This is a genomic window from Geodermatophilus aquaeductus (assembly GCF_900182545.1).
Lineage (GTDB): Bacteria > Actinomycetota > Actinomycetes > Mycobacteriales > Geodermatophilaceae > Geodermatophilus > Geodermatophilus aquaeductus.
The window spans coordinates 362,336-380,552 of sequence record NZ_FXTJ01000005.1 but is presented as its reverse complement, the minus strand read 5'-3'; the positions used below and the strand labels follow the sequence as shown (position 1 = coordinate 380,552).

The 18,217-nt window shown below is 77.0% G+C and carries 17 protein-coding genes; 10 read left to right on the top strand and 7 right to left on the bottom strand.

Translation table 11 applies throughout. The features are described from left to right. Positions 1-35: 35 nt before the first annotated feature. Entirely contained in the window at positions 36-1,418 is a 1,383-nt protein-coding gene (locus FN207_RS15260) for a WS/DGAT/MGAT family O-acyltransferase (protein ID WP_142459313.1), read from the top strand. A gap of 69 nt (positions 1,419-1,487) precedes the next feature. Further along, positions 1,488-2,000, top strand: a complete 513-nt coding sequence (locus FN207_RS15255) for a DUF6912 family protein (RefSeq protein ID WP_142459312.1) — start codon at positions 1,488-1,490, stop codon at positions 1,998-2,000. A gap of 8 nt (positions 2,001-2,008) precedes the next feature. On the opposite strand, the gene FN207_RS15250 is transcribed toward FN207_RS15255, so the two are convergent. Beyond that, positions 2,009-6,133: a type VII secretion EssC family protein gene (locus FN207_RS15250; RefSeq protein WP_142459311.1), complete on the bottom strand. Its 4,125-nt coding sequence runs from the start codon at positions 6,131-6,133 to the stop codon at positions 2,009-2,011. Between the two features lie 154 nt (positions 6,134-6,287). On the opposite strand from FN207_RS15250, the gene FN207_RS15245 reads away from it, so the two are divergent. Then, positions 6,288-6,581, top strand: a complete 294-nt coding sequence (locus FN207_RS15245) for a WXG100 family type VII secretion target (protein ID WP_142459310.1) — start codon at positions 6,288-6,290, stop codon at positions 6,579-6,581. Positions 6,582-6,601: 20 nt separating this feature from the next. Here the strand turns inward: FN207_RS15245 and FN207_RS15240 are convergent, their stop codons facing one another. Further along, positions 6,602-7,516, bottom strand: a complete 915-nt coding sequence (locus FN207_RS15240; RefSeq protein ID WP_142459309.1) for an MFS transporter permease — start codon at positions 7,514-7,516, stop codon at positions 6,602-6,604. After that, a complete protein-coding gene (locus tag FN207_RS15235; protein WP_142459308.1) occupies positions 7,513-8,001 on the bottom strand; it encodes a hypothetical protein in 489 nt (162 codons plus the stop codon). The genes FN207_RS15240 and FN207_RS15235 overlap by 4 nt, the downstream gene beginning before the upstream one ends. A gap of 140 nt (positions 8,002-8,141) precedes the next feature. On the opposite strand from FN207_RS15235, the gene FN207_RS15230 reads away from it, so the two are divergent. Beyond that, the gene (locus tag FN207_RS15230) at positions 8,142-8,651 is read left to right on the top strand and encodes a MaoC family dehydratase (RefSeq protein ID WP_142459307.1); all 510 of its coding nucleotides are present in this window, start codon (positions 8,142-8,144) and stop codon (positions 8,649-8,651) included. Positions 8,652-8,679: 28 nt separating this feature from the next. Here FN207_RS15230 and FN207_RS15225 read toward each other — a convergent pair whose 3' ends face one another. Beyond that, a complete protein-coding gene (locus FN207_RS15225; protein WP_246066079.1) occupies positions 8,680-9,108 on the bottom strand; it encodes an NUDIX domain-containing protein in 429 nt (142 codons plus the stop codon). A gap of 81 nt (positions 9,109-9,189) precedes the next feature. Between FN207_RS15225 and FN207_RS15220 the strand changes: the two genes are divergently transcribed. The 6 genes from FN207_RS15220 (at position 9,190) to FN207_RS15200 (ending at position 15,194) form a co-directional block, all read left to right on the top strand. Continuing rightward, positions 9,190-9,813 carry a DUF6758 family protein gene (locus FN207_RS15220; protein ID WP_142459305.1) on the top strand — a complete coding sequence of 208 codons (624 nt, stop codon included), beginning with the start codon at positions 9,190-9,192 and terminating at the stop codon, positions 9,811-9,813. A 130-nt stretch (positions 9,814-9,943) separates the two neighbouring features. Then, entirely contained in the window at positions 9,944-10,102 is a 159-nt protein-coding gene (locus FN207_RS26325; RefSeq protein WP_185938353.1) for a hypothetical protein, read from the top strand. Positions 10,103-10,108: 6 nt separating this feature from the next. Further along, positions 10,109-10,741 carry a PH domain-containing protein gene (locus FN207_RS15215; RefSeq protein WP_142459304.1) on the top strand — a complete coding sequence of 211 codons (633 nt, stop codon included), beginning with the start codon at positions 10,109-10,111 and terminating at the stop codon, positions 10,739-10,741. Between the two features lie 36 nt (positions 10,742-10,777). Beyond that, positions 10,778-11,635: a PHP domain-containing protein gene (locus tag FN207_RS15210; protein WP_142459303.1), complete on the top strand. Its 858-nt coding sequence runs from the start codon at positions 10,778-10,780 to the stop codon at positions 11,633-11,635. A 27-nt stretch (positions 11,636-11,662) separates the two neighbouring features. Then, entirely contained in the window at positions 11,663-12,526 is an 864-nt protein-coding gene (locus FN207_RS15205; protein ID WP_246066078.1) for a RecB family exonuclease, read from the top strand. 124 nt (positions 12,527-12,650) lie between these two features. Next, positions 12,651-15,194: an alpha/beta fold hydrolase gene (locus tag FN207_RS15200; protein WP_142459302.1), complete on the top strand. Its 2,544-nt coding sequence runs from the start codon at positions 12,651-12,653 to the stop codon at positions 15,192-15,194. 22 nt (positions 15,195-15,216) lie between these two features. Here the strand turns inward: FN207_RS15200 and FN207_RS15195 are convergent, their stop codons facing one another. From FN207_RS15195 to FN207_RS15185, 3 genes are read right to left on the bottom strand one after another with little or no spacing between them, the layout of a single operon-like run. Continuing rightward, positions 15,217-16,086, bottom strand: a complete 870-nt coding sequence (locus FN207_RS15195; protein ID WP_142459301.1) for an oxygenase MpaB family protein — start codon at positions 16,084-16,086, stop codon at positions 15,217-15,219. Continuing rightward, complete coding sequence (locus FN207_RS15190; protein WP_142459300.1) at positions 16,083-16,997, bottom strand: alpha/beta fold hydrolase; 915 nt, start codon at positions 16,995-16,997, stop codon at positions 16,083-16,085. Before FN207_RS15190 ends, FN207_RS15195 begins: the two co-directional genes overlap by 4 nt. Before the next feature lie 50 nt (positions 16,998-17,047). Continuing rightward, the gene (locus tag FN207_RS15185; protein ID WP_142459299.1) at positions 17,048-18,217 is read right to left on the bottom strand and encodes an outer membrane protein assembly factor BamB family protein; all 1,170 of its coding nucleotides are present in this window, start codon (positions 18,215-18,217) and stop codon (positions 17,048-17,050) included.

Below are 18,217 nucleotides of genomic sequence, written 5' to 3'. Positions count from 1 at the left end.
CGACGTACGGTGGGCCACCGATCCGGAGGAGGACGATGGCCGAGCGGCTGAGCACCCTGGACGCGTCGTTCCTCTACCTCGAGGAGGCCGGGGCGCCGACGCACGTGTCCGGCGTGCTGGTCCTCGAGCCGGTCGAGGGCGGACTCGACGCCCTCGCCGAGCTGGTGGAGGCCCGGCTGCCGCTGGTGCCGCGCTACCGGCAGCGGGTCGTGCCGGTGCCCGGGCACCTGGCCAACCCGGTGTGGGCCGACGACCCCGACTTCGACGTCAACTACCACGTCCGGCGCTCGGCGGTCCCGCGGCCGGGCACGGAGGCGCAGCTGCTCGACCTGGTGTCCCGGGTGACCTCGCGTCCCCTCGACCGCAGCCGGCCGCTGTGGGAGGTCTACCTGGTCGAGGGGCTGTCCGGCGGCCGCGTCGCGGTGGTCACCAAGACCCACCCGGCGCTGGTCGACGGCCTGGGCACCGTCGACATCGCGCAGGTCCTGCTCGACGCCTCCCCGGAGGCGCCGGTGCCGCCGGCCGACCGGTGGGCTCCGGGCCGCGTCCCGGGCCGCGTCGAGCTGGTCGCCGAGGCGCTGGGCGAGTACGTGCAGCGGCCGACGGCGGTGCTGGAGACGGCCCGCTCGGCGGTCGGGGACCTGCGCTCCACCGCGTCCCGCGTCCTCGGGGTGGCCGAGGGGCTGGTCCGCGCGGCGCGGTCGGCGGTCGTCCCCGCACCGCACGGCCCGCTCACCCGCAGCGTCGGCGACCAGCGGCGGGTCGCCGTCGCCCGGGCCGACCTCGAGGACCTCAAGGCCATCCGCAAGGCCCACGGCGGCACGGTCACCGACGTCCTGCTCACCGTGCTCACCGGCGCCCTGCGCGACTGGCTGCTCTCCCGCGGCGAGCCGGTCCTCGGCTCGACCGCGGTCCGGGCGCTGGTGCCGGTGTCGGTGCAGGGGGAGGAGCAGGAGGCGCCGGGCAGCAGCGTCGCCGCCTACCTGGTCGACCTGCCCGTGGGGGAGCCCAACCCGTGGGTGCGGCTGGCTCGGCTCAGCTACGCCATGCGCGGGGTGACCCGATCCGGCCGTTCGGTGCGCGCGGACACGCTGATCGCGCTGACCGGGTTCGCCCCGCCGACGCTGCACGCGCTCGGCGCCCGCGCGGCCCGGGGCCTGTCGCGGCGGATGTTCACCCTCGTCGTCACCAACGTCCCGGGCCCGCAGGCGCCGCTGTACGCCGCGGGGAGCCGGATGCTCAAGGTGTTCCCCGTCGTGCCGCTGGTCGGCGGCCAGGGGCTGGCGGTCGGGATGACCAGCTACGACGGCCACGTGTACGTCGGGCTCAACGCCGACCGGGACGGCGTCGGCGACGTGGACGTCCTGGCCGACCTCGTCGAGCAGGAGGTCGAGGCGCTCGCCGAGTCCGTGCGCTGACCCGGCGGCGGCCCCGGGGCCGCACGCGCGGGATACGGTCGCCCTTCGCGACGGGAGAGGAGCGGCCGGGTGCGGATCTACCTGCCGGCGACGACGAGCGTCCTGCGGACGCTGGTGGACGAGGGCCGGCTGCACGGGCCGCACACCGGCTTCGCCGTCACCCCGCAGCTGCGCGAGCACTACGCGGTCAGCGACGCGGCGGCCGACGTCGAGGAGCTCGAGTACGCGGCGCTGCTCGCGGCCGCCCGCGCCAGCCTGCGGCTCGTCGACGTCGACCCCACCGCCGCCCGCCGCCGGGTCGTGCTCGCCGCCGATGTGCCGGACGCGGCGGTGAGCCCGGTCGACGACACCGACACCGACCCCGGGGCGGTGCGGGTGACCGCCGACGTCCCGCTCGCCGACGTCGCCAGCGCCCACGTCGACGGCGCCGAGGCCGAGGACGACGTGCGGGCCGCCGTGGCGGTGGTGCTCGAGGCCGACCTCGGCAGCGAGGAGGCGCAGTTCCTCGTCGACCAGGCCGAGGGCCACGAGCTGGCCTGGTACGCGACGCAGGAGATCGGCCCGGCGCTCGACCTGCTCTGACCCGGCGCTCACGGCGCCGCCCGCCGGGCGACCTGCACCCGCTGCGGTGCTCCCGCGGTGACCAGCCAGCCCGAGCCCGGCCGAACCGGCACCGGTGTGCGGGGCAGCCGGATGCCGAGCAGGTCGGCGTCCCCGGGACCGGGTGACAGCAGCACTCCGCTGCGGCTGCGGCGCAGCTCGGCGACCGGGCCGCGGAAGGCCGTGCCCAGCTCACCCGCCGTCCCTGCGGCGAGGACGAGCACCTCGCCGTCGCCGCGGTCCCCGGCCGCCAGGGCGGTGCCGACGGGTGAGTCGGCGAGGAAGCTCGCGTCGTCGAGCAGGACCGCTCCGGGACGCTCAGCCAGGTCCGCGCACCACACCCGCCAGCCGGCGACGTCGTCGGCGGGCAGCGCCGGGAGGTCGCCGCCGGTGGAGCGGCTCGAGCGGACCACGCGCAGCACCGGGATGCCCGCGGCGGCGAGCGTCGCCCCGAGGGTCTCCAGCGTGGTGGTGCGGCCGCTGCGCGGCGGGCCGACGACGAGCAGCCCCCCGGCGCGGGCCAGGTCCACGGTGAGCACGCCGGCCTCGTCGCCGCCGGGACCGAGCGGCACCGCACGCAACAGATCGGCGATCCCGGTCCCGGTCGGGAGCGGGGGGAGGACCGGATCCGCGGGCAGCTCGGGGATGGTCAGTGGCCCGGCCCCCGGCGCGGCGGCGGGTGCGGTGTGCCGCAGCGGCCGGGGCAGGGCGAGCTGGCACTCACGCGCCTCCTCGCCCAGCAGCGCCCGGCCCGGCGGGCGGGAGCCGGGGACCGCGCGGACCGGGACCCCGGCGACGGCGTAGTCGGCGCGGTCGGGCAGGGGGAGGACCAGGCGGGTCCCCGCCGCCGCGGCCAGCCGCCCTCCGGGGACGGCCCGGTCGGCGGTCATGACGCAGGTCAGGCCGGCCGCGCCGCCGTCGCGGACCAGCCGCAGGAGGTCGGCGGACCCGGAGCCGGGCACCGCCTCGTCGAGCTGGGCGAGCAGGGCGTCCACGCCGTCGACGAGCAGGAGGACCGCCGCGCCCTCCGCGTGCGGCCCGGCCCGTCGCGCGCCCACCTGCTCGGCCAGCCGGGACAGCAGACGGACGGTGCGCAGCGCGTCGGCCGCACCGACGACCGTGCCGGTGTGCGCCAGCCCGCCGGCCTCCGCGGCCAGGGCGCCACCGCCGTGGTCGAGGACGTGCACGTGCAGCCGCTCCGCGGGCAGCTGCTCGACGGCCTCGGCCAGCACCGTGCGCAGCAGGGTGGTGCGGCCGCTGCGGGGCCCGCCGACGGCCAGCCAGCCACCCCCGCGGGAGAGGTCGAGCACCAGCGGCTCGCGCGCCTGCCGATCGGGGCGGTCGACCAGCCCGAGCAGCAGCCGGGTCGGTGGCCGGTCCTCCCCGGTGGCCAGGCTCGGGGCGGGGAGCCGGTCGGGCAGGGGCGGCTGCCACGGGCGGTGCGGACGGGGGACGCCTGCCGCGTCCGCGCGGGCGGTGGTGGCCGCGGTGACCCGGGCGAGATCGGTCGGACCCGCAGTGGCCCTCGCGCCGGCCGGGGCCGACGTCCCCGGCCACGACCAGCGGGCCACCGTCGGGCCGGGCGCTGCTCCGTCCGGGCCGAGGGCCACGCGCGCCGCCTGGAAGGACACCGGCGCACCGCCGCCGATGCGGAGGTACCCGCGTCCCGGACGGTCCGCCGGCACGGTCGCGGCGACCGCGCTGCCGAGCACGTCGCGCGAGTCGGCCTCGTCAGTGGTGCGCAGGCACAGCCGCAGCGAGCAGTTGGCCCGGATCTCGGGGGACACCACGCCGCCCGGCCGCTGCGTGGCGAGGACGAGGTGCACGCCGAGGGAGCGGCCGCGCTGGGCGATGCCGACCAGCCCGCTGACGAACTCCGGCAGCTCCTCGGCGAGGCCGGCGAACTCGTCGACGACGATCACCAGCCGCGCGAGCGCGACCTCGGCCGGCAGCGCCGCCACGTCCGGGACGCCGGCCCCCGCCAGTAGCGCCTCCCGGCGGGACAGCTCCGCGGTCAGCGACCGCAGCGCCCGCGCGGTGGCCGCGCCGTCCAGGTCGGTCACCAGCCCGACGGTGTGCGGCAGCGCCACGGCCTCGGCGAAGGCGGCTCCGCCCTTGTAGTCGACCAGCAGGAAGGAGCATCGGTCCGGCGGGTGCGCCAGCGCGAGCCCGGCCACCAGCGTCTGCAGCAGCTCCGACTTCCCCGACCCGGTCGTGCCGGCCACCAGCGCGTGCGGGCCGTCGCGCACCAGGTCGACCTCGGCGACGCCGTCCGCGGTCACGCCCAGTGGCGCGCGCAGCGACGACCTCGTGCCCGACCACGCCTGCGGGACGTCCGCCGCTCCCTCCCCGAGGAGGTCGAGCAGGCGGACCGTGGCCGGCAGCCCCGCGACCTGCCGGGCCGGTGCCAGCGGGGCCAGGTCGCGGGCCAGCCGGGCGGCGACGGCCGGCGGCAGGCGGTCGACGACGACCTCGTCCGGCGCCGCGCCGTCGCCGAGGGCGAGCAGCCCGGTGTCCCCGGTCTCGCCGCCGACGTCGAGGACCGCGCGGACGCAGCCGCCGAGGTCCTCGCGGCGGCGGGTGAGCGCCAGCAGCACCACGCCCCGGGCGCGGCAGGCGCGCAGGAGCTCGCCGAGCGTCCCGTCGACCGGCCGGTCGACGACGAGGACGAGCACCCCCGCGGCCGGATCGGACGCCGCCCGCCGCTCGGCCAGCCCCGTCAACCAGGCCGCCAGCGCCGCGTCCACCGCGGCCGCGGCCGGTCCCTGCGGCGGCCGGACGGAGACGGCACCGGCCGGCAGGTGCGGCAGCCAGCGCGCCCAGGCCCAGTCCGCGCGGCGCTCGGCGGTGGTGAGCACGGCGAGGTCCACCTCGCCGGGGGCGGCCAGTCCGGCCAGCTGCGCGAGCAGGGCGCGCGCGACGCCGAGCACCGGCTCGCGCGGACCGGTCACGCCCAGCCCTCCGGTGCGGCGCAGGTCCACGGTCACCGGCAGGTCGGCCGCGGGCTCCGGCGCCCTCCGGCCCTCCTCGACGCGGACCACCCGGGTCGTCCCCGCGCCGGTGCCCAGGCGGACGGTCGCCACCGCCGGGTCCCCGCCGCGGCGCGACCACAGCAGCGTGGTGCCCCGGCGCGCCGCGGCGGTCACGGCCGCGAGGTCGGGGGCCTCCGCCCGGGCCGCCCGCACGTCGGACCGCACGGCGTCGGCCAGTCGAGCGTGGACCACCCGGAGCTCCTGCGCGTGGGCAGCGGCCGCCCGCCGCCCGGTGCGCGATCCGCTCCACCGGTCCGACGCCCACGACCCGACCGCCACCAGCGGGCCCAGCAGGGCGAAGAACAGGAAGGTCGGCGTGGCCAGCAGCACGGCGAGCGCCACCCCGGCGACGGCGGGCAGCACGACGGCCACCCAGCCCAGCCGGCGGCGAGGCGGCGGCGCGGGCGGGTCGGGGAGCACGACCTCCACCTCCGGGCGGTGCACAGGGGGAGGGGCGCCGGGCCGCACCAGCCGGCGACCCCCGGGCGCGGGCCGCGACCCGGCCCGGCCGTCCCGCGGGCCGGTGACGGTCACCGAGCTCGCGCCCAGCCGGAGCACGGCGCCGGGGCGCCAGTCCTGCGGGGTGCGGCCGAGGTCGGCGTCGTCGAGCCGGCTGCCGTTGGTCGAGCCGAGATCGGACACGGTGATCCCGCCGGCACCGACCTCGAGCGCGACGTGCCGGCGCGAGACGCCGGGGTCGGAGAGGGACAGCGTGGCGTCGGTCCCGCGGCCGAGGACGTGCCGGCCGGTGGCCAGCGGCACGGTGGTCCCCGCGGCCGGGCCGCCCACGACGTGCAGCTCCAGGGGGCTGGCGGCCTGCTCGCCGGAGCGGGGGACCGGCCGGCCCAGGCCGAGGACCGCGCCGTGCAGCAGCCGGTCGTCGTGCAGCGGCAGGTCGCCGGGCAGCCGGGTGGTGCCGGACCACAGCCCGCCCGGCGGGGTGCCCAGGACGGCGGCCAGCCCGGTCACGACGGCGTCGAGCCGGGCGTCGTCGGCGGCCCGGACCTCGACGTCGACGGCGCCCTCGGCACCGACGACGGTCCAGCAGCGGATCCCGGCGCCGGCGGGGAGGGGAGCGGACACGGGCGCGACGCTCCCGTCCGCGGTCCCGGCCCGCGGGCCGCTGCGCCCGGTTGTGGACGGGCGGCGGTGCTGTGGACGGCGCGGGGCTCCGGGAGCGGCTGCGGCCTAGCGTCCGCAGCAACCCGGGAGGTGCCCGGGTCGGACAGGAGGAGCCATGAAGGTCGACATCGCCACGCTGCAGTCGATGGCCGGACGATGCCAGGCCGAGGCGGCCGACACCGCCTCCCGGCACGCGACGCTGTCGAGCACCGTCACGGGCTCGGTGCTCGACGGCTGGACCGACAGCCAGGCCGCCGTGCAGTTCACCGCGCTCTACGAGCAGTGGCGGATCTCGGCGCAGGGCGTGAGCGACGCGCTGACCGGGATGGGGGCCCTGCTGACGGCCGTCGCGGCCTCCTACCAGCAGCACGAGGCCGAGATGGCCGCGCGCATCGGTGCGCTGGTCTGAGCCGCCGTCGGTCCGTGGCGTCAGCCGGGCGGTGCCGCGGCCAGCGCGGCGGCCCGCCCCGGCTGCAGCCGCCGGCGGACGGCGGCGAGCGCCTCGGGCGCCCGCTCCCACGGCAGGATCGACAGGATCGCCACGCAGTGCGGCAGGAAGATGATCCGCAGGCCGCCGAACACCATGAGGTGGAAGCCGAGCAGGAAGACCACGAGCGCCACGCGGGCCCGGTCGGACCGGACGAGCAGCATCAGCGGGGCGGCGAACTCGAGCACGAGCATCGCCCACTGGGAGGCCACGAGCAGGCCGGGCACGTCGAGCGTCCACTCCGAGAGCCACGTCCCGCGCCGGACGACCGCCCGGGTGATGGTCGAGCCGGTCGCCCAGTCCCAGCCGCCGAAGCGCATCTTGGCCCAGGCGGCCAGGAAGTAGGTGAGCATCACGGTGACCATCACCGCCGCCATCGCCCAGCCGGCCGCCTCGGACCGGCGGGGGTCGCGCCACCGCACCCGGCCGATGGTGGGCAGCACCGCGAGCGCGACGAGGTAGGCGATGCGGTCGTGGTCGACCTTGCCGTAGCTCATCGCGATGACCATCCACTCGAGGTACAGCACGAAGACCGCGCTCCCGAGCAGTCGGGGCGCGCGGCCGGTGGCCGCGGCCAGGGCAGCGGCCACCAGTGCCCACTGCACGACGTGGACGACGGTGGACGTCGGGGTGGGCAGGTGCAGCACCCGGGCGATCTCGAGCGGCTGGTACCAGACGGTGGGGACCTCGGCGTGGGCACGCACCCACGCGGTGGTGAGGAAGACGTCGACCGGCACGAACAGGTAGGCGATGGTGCGGAACACCGCGATCCGCGCCAGCGGGACCGGACGCGTCCAGAAGCCGCGCAGGCCGCGGACGGCGGAGACGAGGGAGGCGCTGCCAGCGGAGGCGCTCACGAGCCGGCCTCCAGGTCCTGGTCGACGAGCACGCGGTCGAACCAGTCGCCGGTCGGCAGGCCGTCGGCCAGCTCGAAGTGCCGCTGCACCACCTGGACCTCGACGAGGGCAGTCGCCTCGGGGTGGCGCCGCGCGTAGGTCTCGGCCAGCGTCACGAGCAGCGTGGGGTCGTCGACCAGGCGGGGGAGCTGCCCCTCGAACTCGGCGCGGCGCAGGCCGACCTCGCCGCCGGACAGCCGCACCTCCTCACCGGCGTCGGTCAGGCCGACCACCCGGGTGGAGACGACCGGCGCGTTGGCGTCGGCGCGGGTCGAGTACATCTTGAACGGCCCGAAGGGGAACGAGGCGTCGGTGCCCCACAGCGTCCCGGCGAGGACGAGTGCGAGGACGACCGCGGTGGCGGCGAGGCGGGCGCGGCGCCCGCCGGGGGAGAGCGTGACGACGTCCGCCTCGGCGGGCTCGCCGACGCGGGACGGCTGGACCACGCGGGCATCGTAGGATCGGCGGCCGTCCAGATGGGTCACCGACGCCGCGTGGTGGGCAACTGGCCTGCCCGGCCCGGGACGGCCCCGCCTGCGCACGGCGCCGCGCCCGTCCACCCCACGACGACGTCGGGAGATCAACCGTGCAGTTCGGTCGGTACTACGAGGAGTTCGAGGTCGGGGCGGTCTACAAGCACTGGCCCGGGAAGACCGTCACCGAGTACGACGACCACCTGTTCTGCCTCATCACGATGAACCACCACCCGCTGCACCTGGACACGCACTACGCGGCGGAGACCACGGACTTCGGGAAGAACGTCGTCGTCGGCAACTACGTCTACTCGCTGCTGCTCGGGATGAGCGTGCCCGACGTGTCGGGCAAGGCCATCGCCAACCTGGAGATCGAGTCGCTGCGCCATGTGGCGCCGACCTTCCACGGCGACACCATCTACGGCGAGACCACCGTGCTGGACAAGACGGAGTCGAGGTCGAAGGACGACCGCGGCGTCGTGTACGTCGAGACGATCGGCTACAAGCAGGACGGCACCGTCGTCTGCGTCTTCCGGCGCAAGGTCATGGTGCCCAAGCGCTCCTACGGCGAGGCCCGCGGCGGCGAGCAGCCCGGCCGCCCGGAGCCGAGGCCGCGCTCCTGACGACGACGGGCGCGCTGCCGGCGCGGGGTCAGGCCGGCAGCGCGCCCCAGCCGCGCAGCGTTGCCACCAGCCCCGGCGTGCACGACAGCCGGTCGAGATCGGCGGCGTCGGCGAAGGTGACGGCGTCGGCGTCGTCGCCCGCCACGGGCACCGCGGACGACTCGGCCAGCGTGCAGGCGAAGTCCGCGACGTCGTAGACGACGCCGTCGCCGGGGATGGTCACCCGCCCGACCTCCGCGCCGACCCGGACCTCCAGCCCGGTCTCCTCCCGGACCTCGCGCGCCACCGCCGCGGTCAGCGTCTCGCCCGGCTCCACCCGCCCGCCCGGCACCGACCACAGCCCGCGGCCGGGGGCGTTGCGGCGCCGGACGAGCAGCAGGCGCCCCCGCGCGTCGAGCACCACCGCGCCCACGCAGGCCTGCACCGGCAGGGGTCCGCCGGGGGAGTCGGGCGCCACGGCCGCAGGGTACGGTGACGCGGCCCGGCACCGTCCGACTGCGCTTGACGTCGGCCCCGTGTGACAGGACGGTGTCATCCGATGAGCGCCTCCCCGGTCTGTCCCCGCTGCGGCGAGCCACTGGCCGTGCGCCCGGGGGACTCGGCGGTGGCCTGGTGCCACGTGCACGGCGCGGTCACCCCGCTGCACCACACGACGCTCATCGCGCACGACGCGATCGCCGCGGTCACCGCCGACGCCCGGGTGCCCGCGTGGGTGCCCGACCCCGTGCCCTCGGGCTGGTCGGTCACCGGCCTGGCCTGGGGCGGGGAGCCGGGGGCGCGGGCGATCGTGGTCGGCTGCGCCGGCCCGGCGCCGCTGGGCGGGTCGGCCGAGCTGGTGCTCGTGGCCGAGGAGCCCGGGATGGGGGTGGGCTGCGGTTACGCGGGACTGCCCGGGCTCGACCCCGGCGACGTCATCACCGGGCCCTCCTCGGCGGCGGTCGAGGCGGCCGGTCAGCGCGCACCCCTGTGGGCGGTGCCCACCTCCGACGACCGGGCGGCCTTCGTCGGCGAGGCCTACGGCGTGTGGCTGTGGCTGGTCATGTGGCCGATGTCGGCGGGCTGGCTGCTCGCCGAGGAGCTGCGCCTGCTCGACCTGCGCGACCGCCTCTACCCCGACCTCCCGCTCGGCCCGCCGAGCGAGCACTTCCTGCCGGGGGAGTGAACGGTCCGGTTCCGCCCCGGCGTGTCCGGCCGGGCGGTGCTGGGGCCTGTGTTACCCATGGGACCGGCCTCCGGGCCGACCCGCGCGGGTGTCGTGCCCGCCGGTCCGAGCGGAACTCCCGGAGGTGGCTGTGAACGTGAAGAAGATCCTCGTCTGGCTGGCCGTCGCCTTCGTCCTCTTCTACGTCATCCAGAAGCCCGAGGCGTCCGCGGAGATGGTGAAGAGCGCCGGTCAGGCGCTCGGTGACGCCGCGTCGTCCATCGCGGCCTTCGTCGGCTCGCTCGTCTAGGCCGGCGTGAGCGGCCCGGCCGGCGGCCGCCCGCCGCGGTGGGCCAAGGACGCCGCCAAGTACCTGCTCCCCGGCGAGCAGGCGGTGGTGGCCACCCGTCGGCACTGGGCGGTGCTCCTGTGGCCCGGCGCCAAGGCGCTGCTCGTCCTCCTCGTGGGCCTGTGGGTGCTCACCCTCGACCCGGACAACCGGTTCAGCTCCAGCCTCGGCCTGCTCGTCGTCGTCGGGGCGCTCGGCTGGTTCGCGCTCCGGGCCGGCGAGTGGTGGATGCGGCACTTCATCGTCACCCGGCGCCGCGTGCTGCTGACCTCGGGCATCGTGGCGCGCACGGTCACCCTGCTGCCGCTGCGCCGGATCACCGACCTGACCTGGAAGGAGACCGTGCTGGGGCAGGTCCTCGGCTACGGCACGTTCCGCTTCGAGTCGGCCGGGCAGCAGCAGGCGCTGTCCCAGATCACCTTCCTGCCGCGCGCGGACCTGCTCTACCGCGAGGTGAGCGAGCTGCTGTTCGGCAGCGACTGGGGCGGGGCCGCGGGCGGCGACGACGAGGGCAACCCGGAGGCGCAGCCCGAGCCCACGGGGCAGCGGCGTGACACGCAGCCGATCCCGCGCCTGCCGGAGGGACCCGGCGGGGCCTGAGGCGCGGCACCGCCCGCTGGGGGAGGCTGGGCGCCGATGCGCATCGACCTGCACACCCACTCGTCGGTCTCCGACGGCACCGACAGCCCGGCCGCCGTCGTGGCCGCCGCGCACGCCGCCGGTCTCGACGTCGTCGCCCTCACCGACCACGACACCACCGACGGCTGGGCGGCCGCCGCCGCGGCCCGGCCGGAGGGGCTGACCGTCGTCCCGGGCATGGAGCTGTCGGCCCGCTGGTTCCCCGCCGAGGGGCGGCCGGTGAGCGTCCACCTGCTCGCCTACCTGTTCGACCCCGACTCCCCGGAGCTCGCCGAGGAACGCCGGCGGCTGCGGGAGGAGCGGCTGACCCGCGGGCAGCGGATCGTCGCCGGGCTCGCCGCGGCCGGCTACCCGGTCGAGTGGCAGCGGGTCCTCGACGCCAGCGGCGGCGCGGTGGTGGGCCGCCCGCACGTGGCCCGCGTCCTCGTCGAGGCCGGCGTCGTCGAGTCGGTGGAGCACGCCTTCGCCACCCTGCTGTCCCAGGGCAGCCCCTTCCACGTCACCAAGGCCGACACCGACGTCCTCGAGGGCATCCGCATGGTGCGCGCCGCCGGCGGCGTGCCGGTCTTCGCGCACGGCCTGGCCACCCGGCGCGGCCGGGTCGTCGACGACGACGCGATCGCGGCGATGGCCGGCGCCGGGCTCGTCGGCCTGGAGGTCGACCACCCCGACCACAGCCCGGCCGAGCGCGCGCACCTGCGCGGTCTGGCCGCCGACCTCGGCCTGCTGGTCACCGGGTCCAGCGACTACCACGGCGCCAACAAGGCGACGCCGATCGGCGCGTGCGCCACCGACCCCGCGCAGTACGAGGCGCTGGTGGCTGCATCCACCGGCAGCGTGCCCCTGGCCGGCTGAGGCGGTCCTGCCGGTTAGCGTGGTCCGATGAGGCAGTCCGACGGCGCGCAGCTGGAGATGCCCGGCATGCCGCGCCGGCTCTTCCCCGCGACGCCGAGCAAGCTGGCCACCTTCGCCGACTGCCCGCGCCGCTACCGCCACGCCTACGTCGACCGCCCGACGCCGCCCAAGGGGCCGCCGTGGGCGCACAACTCGGTCGGCTCGGCGGTGCACGCCGCGCTGCGCTCCTGGTGGGACCTGCCGAGGGCGCGGCGAACGGCCCAGGCGGCCCGGCAGCTGCTCTACGGCGTCTGGACGGCCAACGGGTTCCGCGACGACGAGCAGGCCGCCCGGTGGCGCGCCACGGCGGCCGGCTGGATCACCGGCTACGTCGAGTCGCTGGATCCCGACGAGGAGCCGGTCGGGCTGGAGCGGCAGGTCTCGTGCACCACCGAGCGGCTCGCGCTGACCGGCCGGGTGGACCGCATCGACCAGCGCGGCGAGGAGTTGGTCGTCGTCGACTACAAGACCGGCCGGGTGCCCAGCACCGACGACGAGGCGCGCGGGTCGGCCGCGCTGGCCGCCTACGTGCTCGGTGTGCGGCGCACGCTGCGCCGCCCGTGCAGCCGCGTCGAGCTGCACCACCTGCCCAGCGGCACGGTGGCCTCCTTCGAGCACACCGAGCGGTCGCTGGCCAACCACGTGCGCCGCGCCGAGGACATCGCCGAGGACATCGCCGTCGCCACCCGGGCGGTCGAGGACGGCGTGCCGCCGGACGAGGCGTTCCCTCCCGTCACCGGCCGGCAGTGCGGCTGGTGCGACTTCCGGCCCAGCTGCCCGGCCGGACAGGCGGCGACCCCGGCCCGCGAGACGTGGAGCTTCCTGCCCGCCGAGGACGCGCCTGCAGAGTGACCGGGGGACGGAGGGTCCCCAGAGGATCGCCGCGAGTCACGAGCGGGTGCATCGATGGGGTGAACGCCCAGCCTTCTCCCAGGAACCGTTGCGCCGCGTGAGGTCGACGTTCCACAGTCGGCCCATGTCGACCACGAGCGCCGATGTCGTGGGCGCGCTGACCCCTCTCGTGATGCCCGGGCACTGGACCGACGTGCGCCAGCGCCTCGAGGAGGTCATCGCTGCCTCCGGCGACAGCCCCGCCATCGAGTCGGCCGAGGGGTCGCTCAGCTACCGCGAGCTCGGTGGCCGCATCCGCGCCCTCGTCGCCGAACTGCCCGACCCCGATCCCGACGGGCCACCGCGTCCCGTCGCCGTCCTGTCCGAGCAGACCACCGACAGCATCGCGGCCTTCGCCGCCGTCCTCGTCTCCGGCCGGCCCGCGGTCTTCCTCGACGTCGCGCTGCCCGAGGAGCGCATCGCGGTCATCGCCGAGCGGGCCGGCGTCGAGGTCGTCCTGGCCGACGACGCCCGCTCCGCGCTCGCCGCACGGTTGCCCGGGGTCAAGTCGGTGCGCGGCCTGCTGCCCGGCGCGGGAAGGGGCGACACCGCAGACCCGCCCGCTGCCGGCCTGGACGCGCCGGCGTCCATCATCTTCACCTCGGGCACCACCGGCGTGCCCAAGGGCGTGGTCTACACGCAGCGCACCGTGCTCGGCATCGGTCACAGCTGCCGTGAGGCCCTGGAACTGGTGCCGGGGGACCGCGTCTCGCTCGTGCTGCCGGCGTCGTTCGCGGCCGGCCAGATCCTGGTCTTCGCGGCGCTGCTCAACGGCGCCACGGTGGTCACCCGCGACCCCCGGATCCACGGCCTGCGCGACCTCGTCGACTGGCTGACCACCAGCCGTGTCACCACCCTGCACTGCACCCCGTCGCTGCTGCGGTCCATCGGCGAGGCCCTGCCCGAGGGCGCCGTCCTCGACTCGGTGCGCATCGTCACCACGGCCGGCGAGAAGGTCTACGGCGCCGACGTCGCCGAATTCCGTCCCCGGCTCCGGGAGGACGCGGTCTTCGCCAACTGGCTGGGCTCCTCGGAGAGCTGTGATCTCACCATCCACCGGATCGGCTCGGCCGACCCGCTGCCCGACGGCGTGGTCCCGGCGGGGCGGGTGGTGCCCCTGCGCGAGCTCGTCGTCCTGGATCCCGGCGGAGAGCCGGTCCCGGAGGGCGAGGTGGGCGTCCTGCACGTGGTGTCGGAGTACATGTCCGCCGGCTACTGGGAGGACCCCGAGACGACCGCGGCCGTGTTCACCCGGCTGTCCGACGGCCGGACGCGCTTCCGCACCGGCGACCGGGCTCGCCTCGGTGCCGACGGCGTGCTGCACCTGGTCGGGCGCGCCGATGACGCCGTGAAGGTGCGCGGCTACCTCGTCGAGCCCGCAGAGGTCGAAGCGGTGCTCCGCTCGTTGCCCGAGGTCGCCGACGCCGTCGTCCGAGGCCGCGCCGAGGGGGAGGGGCAGGTCCGGCTGATCGCCTGGGTGGTGCCCGACCCGGCGCGGCGGACGCCGTCCCCGGCGGCGCTGCGCAGCGCGGTCGCCCGCGTGCTGCCCGACTACATGGTCCCGCGCGACGTGGTCCTGCTGCCGGCGCTGCCGCGCAGCGAGCGCGGCAAGGTCGACGTCCGCGGGCTGCCCGAGCCCCCGCCGCGGCCGGAACCGGTGCCTCCGACGGACGCGGCGGAGCGGCAGGTGGCCCAGATCTGGGGCGCGGTGTTGCGCCTGGACGTCGTCGGGCGGGACGAGAGCTTCACCGCCCTCGGCGGGGACTCGTTGGCCGTCGAGGAGATGCTGGCTCGGCTGCAGTCCGAGCTCGGTGTCGCCCTGGTCGCCGGCGACCTCGCCGAGCACCCGACGCTGGCCGACTTCACCGGGCGGGTCGTCCTCGCGCGGCGCGGGGGCAGCACCGACCGGGTCCCCAACCTGGTGCGGCTGCGGACCACCGGGACGCGCGCACCGATGTTCTGCCTGGCCGGAGCGGGCGGCGAGGCGGCCTACTTCGAGGCCTTCGCCGCGGCCCTCGGGCCCGACCAGCCGGTGTACGCGCTGCAGGCGCACGGATTCGACGAGCGCGGGATCCCCGACTGGACGGTGGGCCGCGCCGCACGCCGTCACCTGCGGGTGGTCGAGCGGATCGCGCCCGAGGGACCGGTGCAGCTCGTCGGCCACTCGATGGGCGGCCTGGTGGTCATGGCACTGGCCCACCTGTTGTCCGCACGCGGCCGGCGGGTCGAGCTGCTCACGCTGCTCGACACCTACCTGCCGGGGGAGACCGCCGGACCGGGGATGGCTCCCATGGGTCCGCAGTTCCCGCCGCAGGACCGGCGGCAGCTGTGGCGCACCAGGCTGCGCATCCTCGGGGCGGGCCTGGTGGCCTACTCGGCCGAGGAGCGCAAGGACGTCTTCCACCAGCTCGGCGCCCGGGTGGCCCGCTTCCACCGTCCGACGCCGTGGCCGGGGCGCGCACTCGCCGTGTTGTCCAACGAGAACCCCGACGACCCCGGTCGCTGGGACCGGCTGCTCACGGGGGAGCACGACGTGGTGGCGGTCGACTGCGACCACAACGCGTTGCTGAAGGTCCCGTACGTGACCACCGTCGTCGACCACCTCCTGGCGGCGGCACCCCCGGCCTGAGGAGGTCCCCCGGGGGACCCGCTCAGGCGCCGACCGCCACCGCGGACGCGGTCCGCTCGAACCCGGCGCGCCGGACGGGCGAGTGCCGCGCCCGCTCGGGCAGCGTCAGCATCCCGGTGCGGAAGGCCCGCAGCGCCGCCGTCGCCGCCGCGTCGGTCAGCGTCAGGCCGGGCAGAGAGGCGAGCCTCCGCGCCCACGGCGGCAGCGTGGCCACGCCCAGGGAGGCCAGCGAGCCCCACGCCGGCCGGGCCGGGGTCAGGAACTGCACCCAGCGCGGCATCGGCGGGACGACGAGGAAGCGCCAGGCCTCGCGCCCGGCCGGGGTGAGCGCCAGCTGCGGGCGGATCCGCTCGAAGTAGTCCGCCAGCTCGGCCACCGAGGCCGGGACGTCGGCGCCGTCGACGCCGATCAGCTCGGCGGCGGTCACCTGCTCGGCCACGTAGCGGTCGGCCTCGGCGTCGGTGACCACGCCGACCCGCCGGGCGACGTCGAGCAGCGAGTCGACCTCGCAGTTGTGCACCCAGAGCAGCAGGTCGGGGTCGTCGACGCGGTAGCTGCGCCCGGTGGTTCCCTCGGTGCCGCCCAGCCGCCGGTGCAGCCCGCGGACCCGCCGGACGGCGCGCACGGCCTCCCGCCGGGTACCGAAGGTCAGCACGTCCACGTACTCGGCGGTGCGCACCAGCCGCTGCCACGGTGACTCGCGGAACGTCGAGTTGCGGGCGACGCCGTCCATCGCGACCGGGTGCAGTGCCTGCAGCAGCAGCGCGCGCAGCCCGCCGACGCTGTAGACCGGGTCGGCGTGCACCTTCCAGGTGACGCTGTCGGGACCGAAGAAGCCCCGCAGGTCCTCCTCGGCCGACCAGTCGCGGGCCGAGGGCCGGACACCGGTCACCGGGCGTCGTCCGACAGTGACGACCAGAACGTCGTGAGCACCTCGAGCGTGCGGGGCGGGTTCTCGACGGCGGGGGAGTGGATGGCGCCGGCGATGACCTCGTGGCGGGCGCCCAGGCGGCGGGCCATCTCCGTCTGGGCGGCCGGCGTCCAGGCGTCGTCGGCGGCGCCGTGGGCGACCAGCACCGGGACCCCGGTGGCGGCCAGCTCGCCGACGCGGTCGGGTTCGGAGGTCATCGCGTCGGCCATGCCGCGCAGCCCGGCCGCGGTGTTGGCGAGGAACCGGCGGGCGTAGAAGGCGCGGGTGGCCTCGGGCACCACCTGGGCGCGCTCGTCGGTCATGGCCAGCTGCTCGAGCGTGGCGTGCACCAGCTCGACGCCGCCCTGCTCGAGCAGCGGGCCGAGGTGGTCGAGCAGGTCGGCGCGCGGGCCGACGAGCCGGGCCGGACCCGACCCCAGCAGGGTCAGCGACCGGAAGGCGTCGGGGTCGGCCAGGACGGCGGCCCGGCTGACCAGCCCGCCGAAGCTGTGCCCGAGCAGGTGCGGGGTGCCGGTCTCCCCGCGCAGCACGTGCGCGACGTCGACGACGTCGGCGGCGAGTTCGGCGACGGAGTAGGCGGCCGGGTCGTCGGGGCCGGGGGACTCGTACTGCCCGCGCTGGTCGATCGCGACCACCCGGTAGCCGTCCGCGGCCAGCGGCGCGAGCAGCGGGGCGAAGTCCTCCTTGCTGCCCGTGTAGCCGGCGACCATCAGCACCGTGCCGCTGGGCCCGTCGCCGCCGGTGTCCAGCGCGGCCAGCGGCCCGGCCCGGCCCGGCAGGGTCCGCGGCGAGGCGTCGTGGTCGGCCAGCTGACGCAGGTCGTCGGGGGCGATGGCGAGGTCGGGGCTGTCGGAGGTGCCGGGCAGGACCATGGTCCCCAGTGAACCCCGCCGTCCGGGACCGCGCCGCCGCGGCCCGGCGATCAGGAGTACCCGGCCACCCGGTCGGGGAGGGCGTAGACCAGGACGGACCCGACGACGGCGGCCCGCCCGCCGGGCCCGGATGCGTCCCCGACCGCCGCCCGGGCGGTCTCCTGGCCGGTGGCCGGGTCGCGCAGGACGAGACCGTCGGACTCGGGGACCCACACGCCGGCCGGTCCGCCCGGGCCCTTGCCCACGGCCGCCGCGGTGGGCAGACCGAGGGCGGGCACCTGCCACAGCTGCGCCCCGGTGGTGCTGTCGAGCGCCGAGACGGTGCCGCGCGCCCACACCAGGGCGACGTCGCCGACGCCGGCCTGCAGCACGGGGTCGCCCTCCGCGCCGCCGTCGGTGGCGGCCGGGAGCGCGAGCTCCTGCAGCTGCGCGCCGTCGTCGGGACGGTGGACGAGCAGGGCCTCGCCGACGACGACGCCGACGAGCCGGTCGACGCCGGCCAGCCGCACGCCGGTGCCGTCGGGGACGGTGAGGTCGCGGGTCCAGCGGGCCTGGCCGGAGAAGGAGTCGAACAGCCGCAGCTGGACGGCGCCGGTGCCGTCGCAGCGCTGCAGGACGGCGACCCCGGCGCTGCCGACGGCGGTGTCGAGGAGCGTGCACCCCGGCTCGGCGGCCGAGCGCCAGCGGACGTTGTCCCCCACGGGGTCGAGGACGACGATCCCGGTGTCGCTGCTGGCGAGGACCACCTGGTCGGTGCCGGTGATCGTGGCATCCCCGCGCAGGCTGAGGTTGCGGGTCCAGGCGCGCACGCCGGTGGCCGCGGTGAGCGCCAGCGCCTCGTCGCAGCGGTCGCCGGCGCGGAAGACGGCGACCACCAGGCCGTTGCTGGCGCTCAGGCCGCACAGCGCGGCGTCGTCGCGCCGGTAGTGCCACGCCTCCTCGCCGGTGGCGGGGTCGAGCGCCGTCACGCCGTCGGGGGTGGGCACGACCACCCGCCCGCCCTCGACGACGCCGGGCGGCAGCGGGACGTCGACGTCGAGCGACCAGGCCCGCGTCAGGTCGTCGTCAGGGACGCCCGTGGCGGCGTCCGGCGCGGCCGCGGTGGTGCTGTCGGTGGCCGCGACGCTCGACCCCCGCCACAGCAGGGTGCCGACGACGGCCAGCGCGAGCGCGGCCGCCGTCCAGACCCACACCCGCAGCGGCGGGGGACCCAGCGTCAC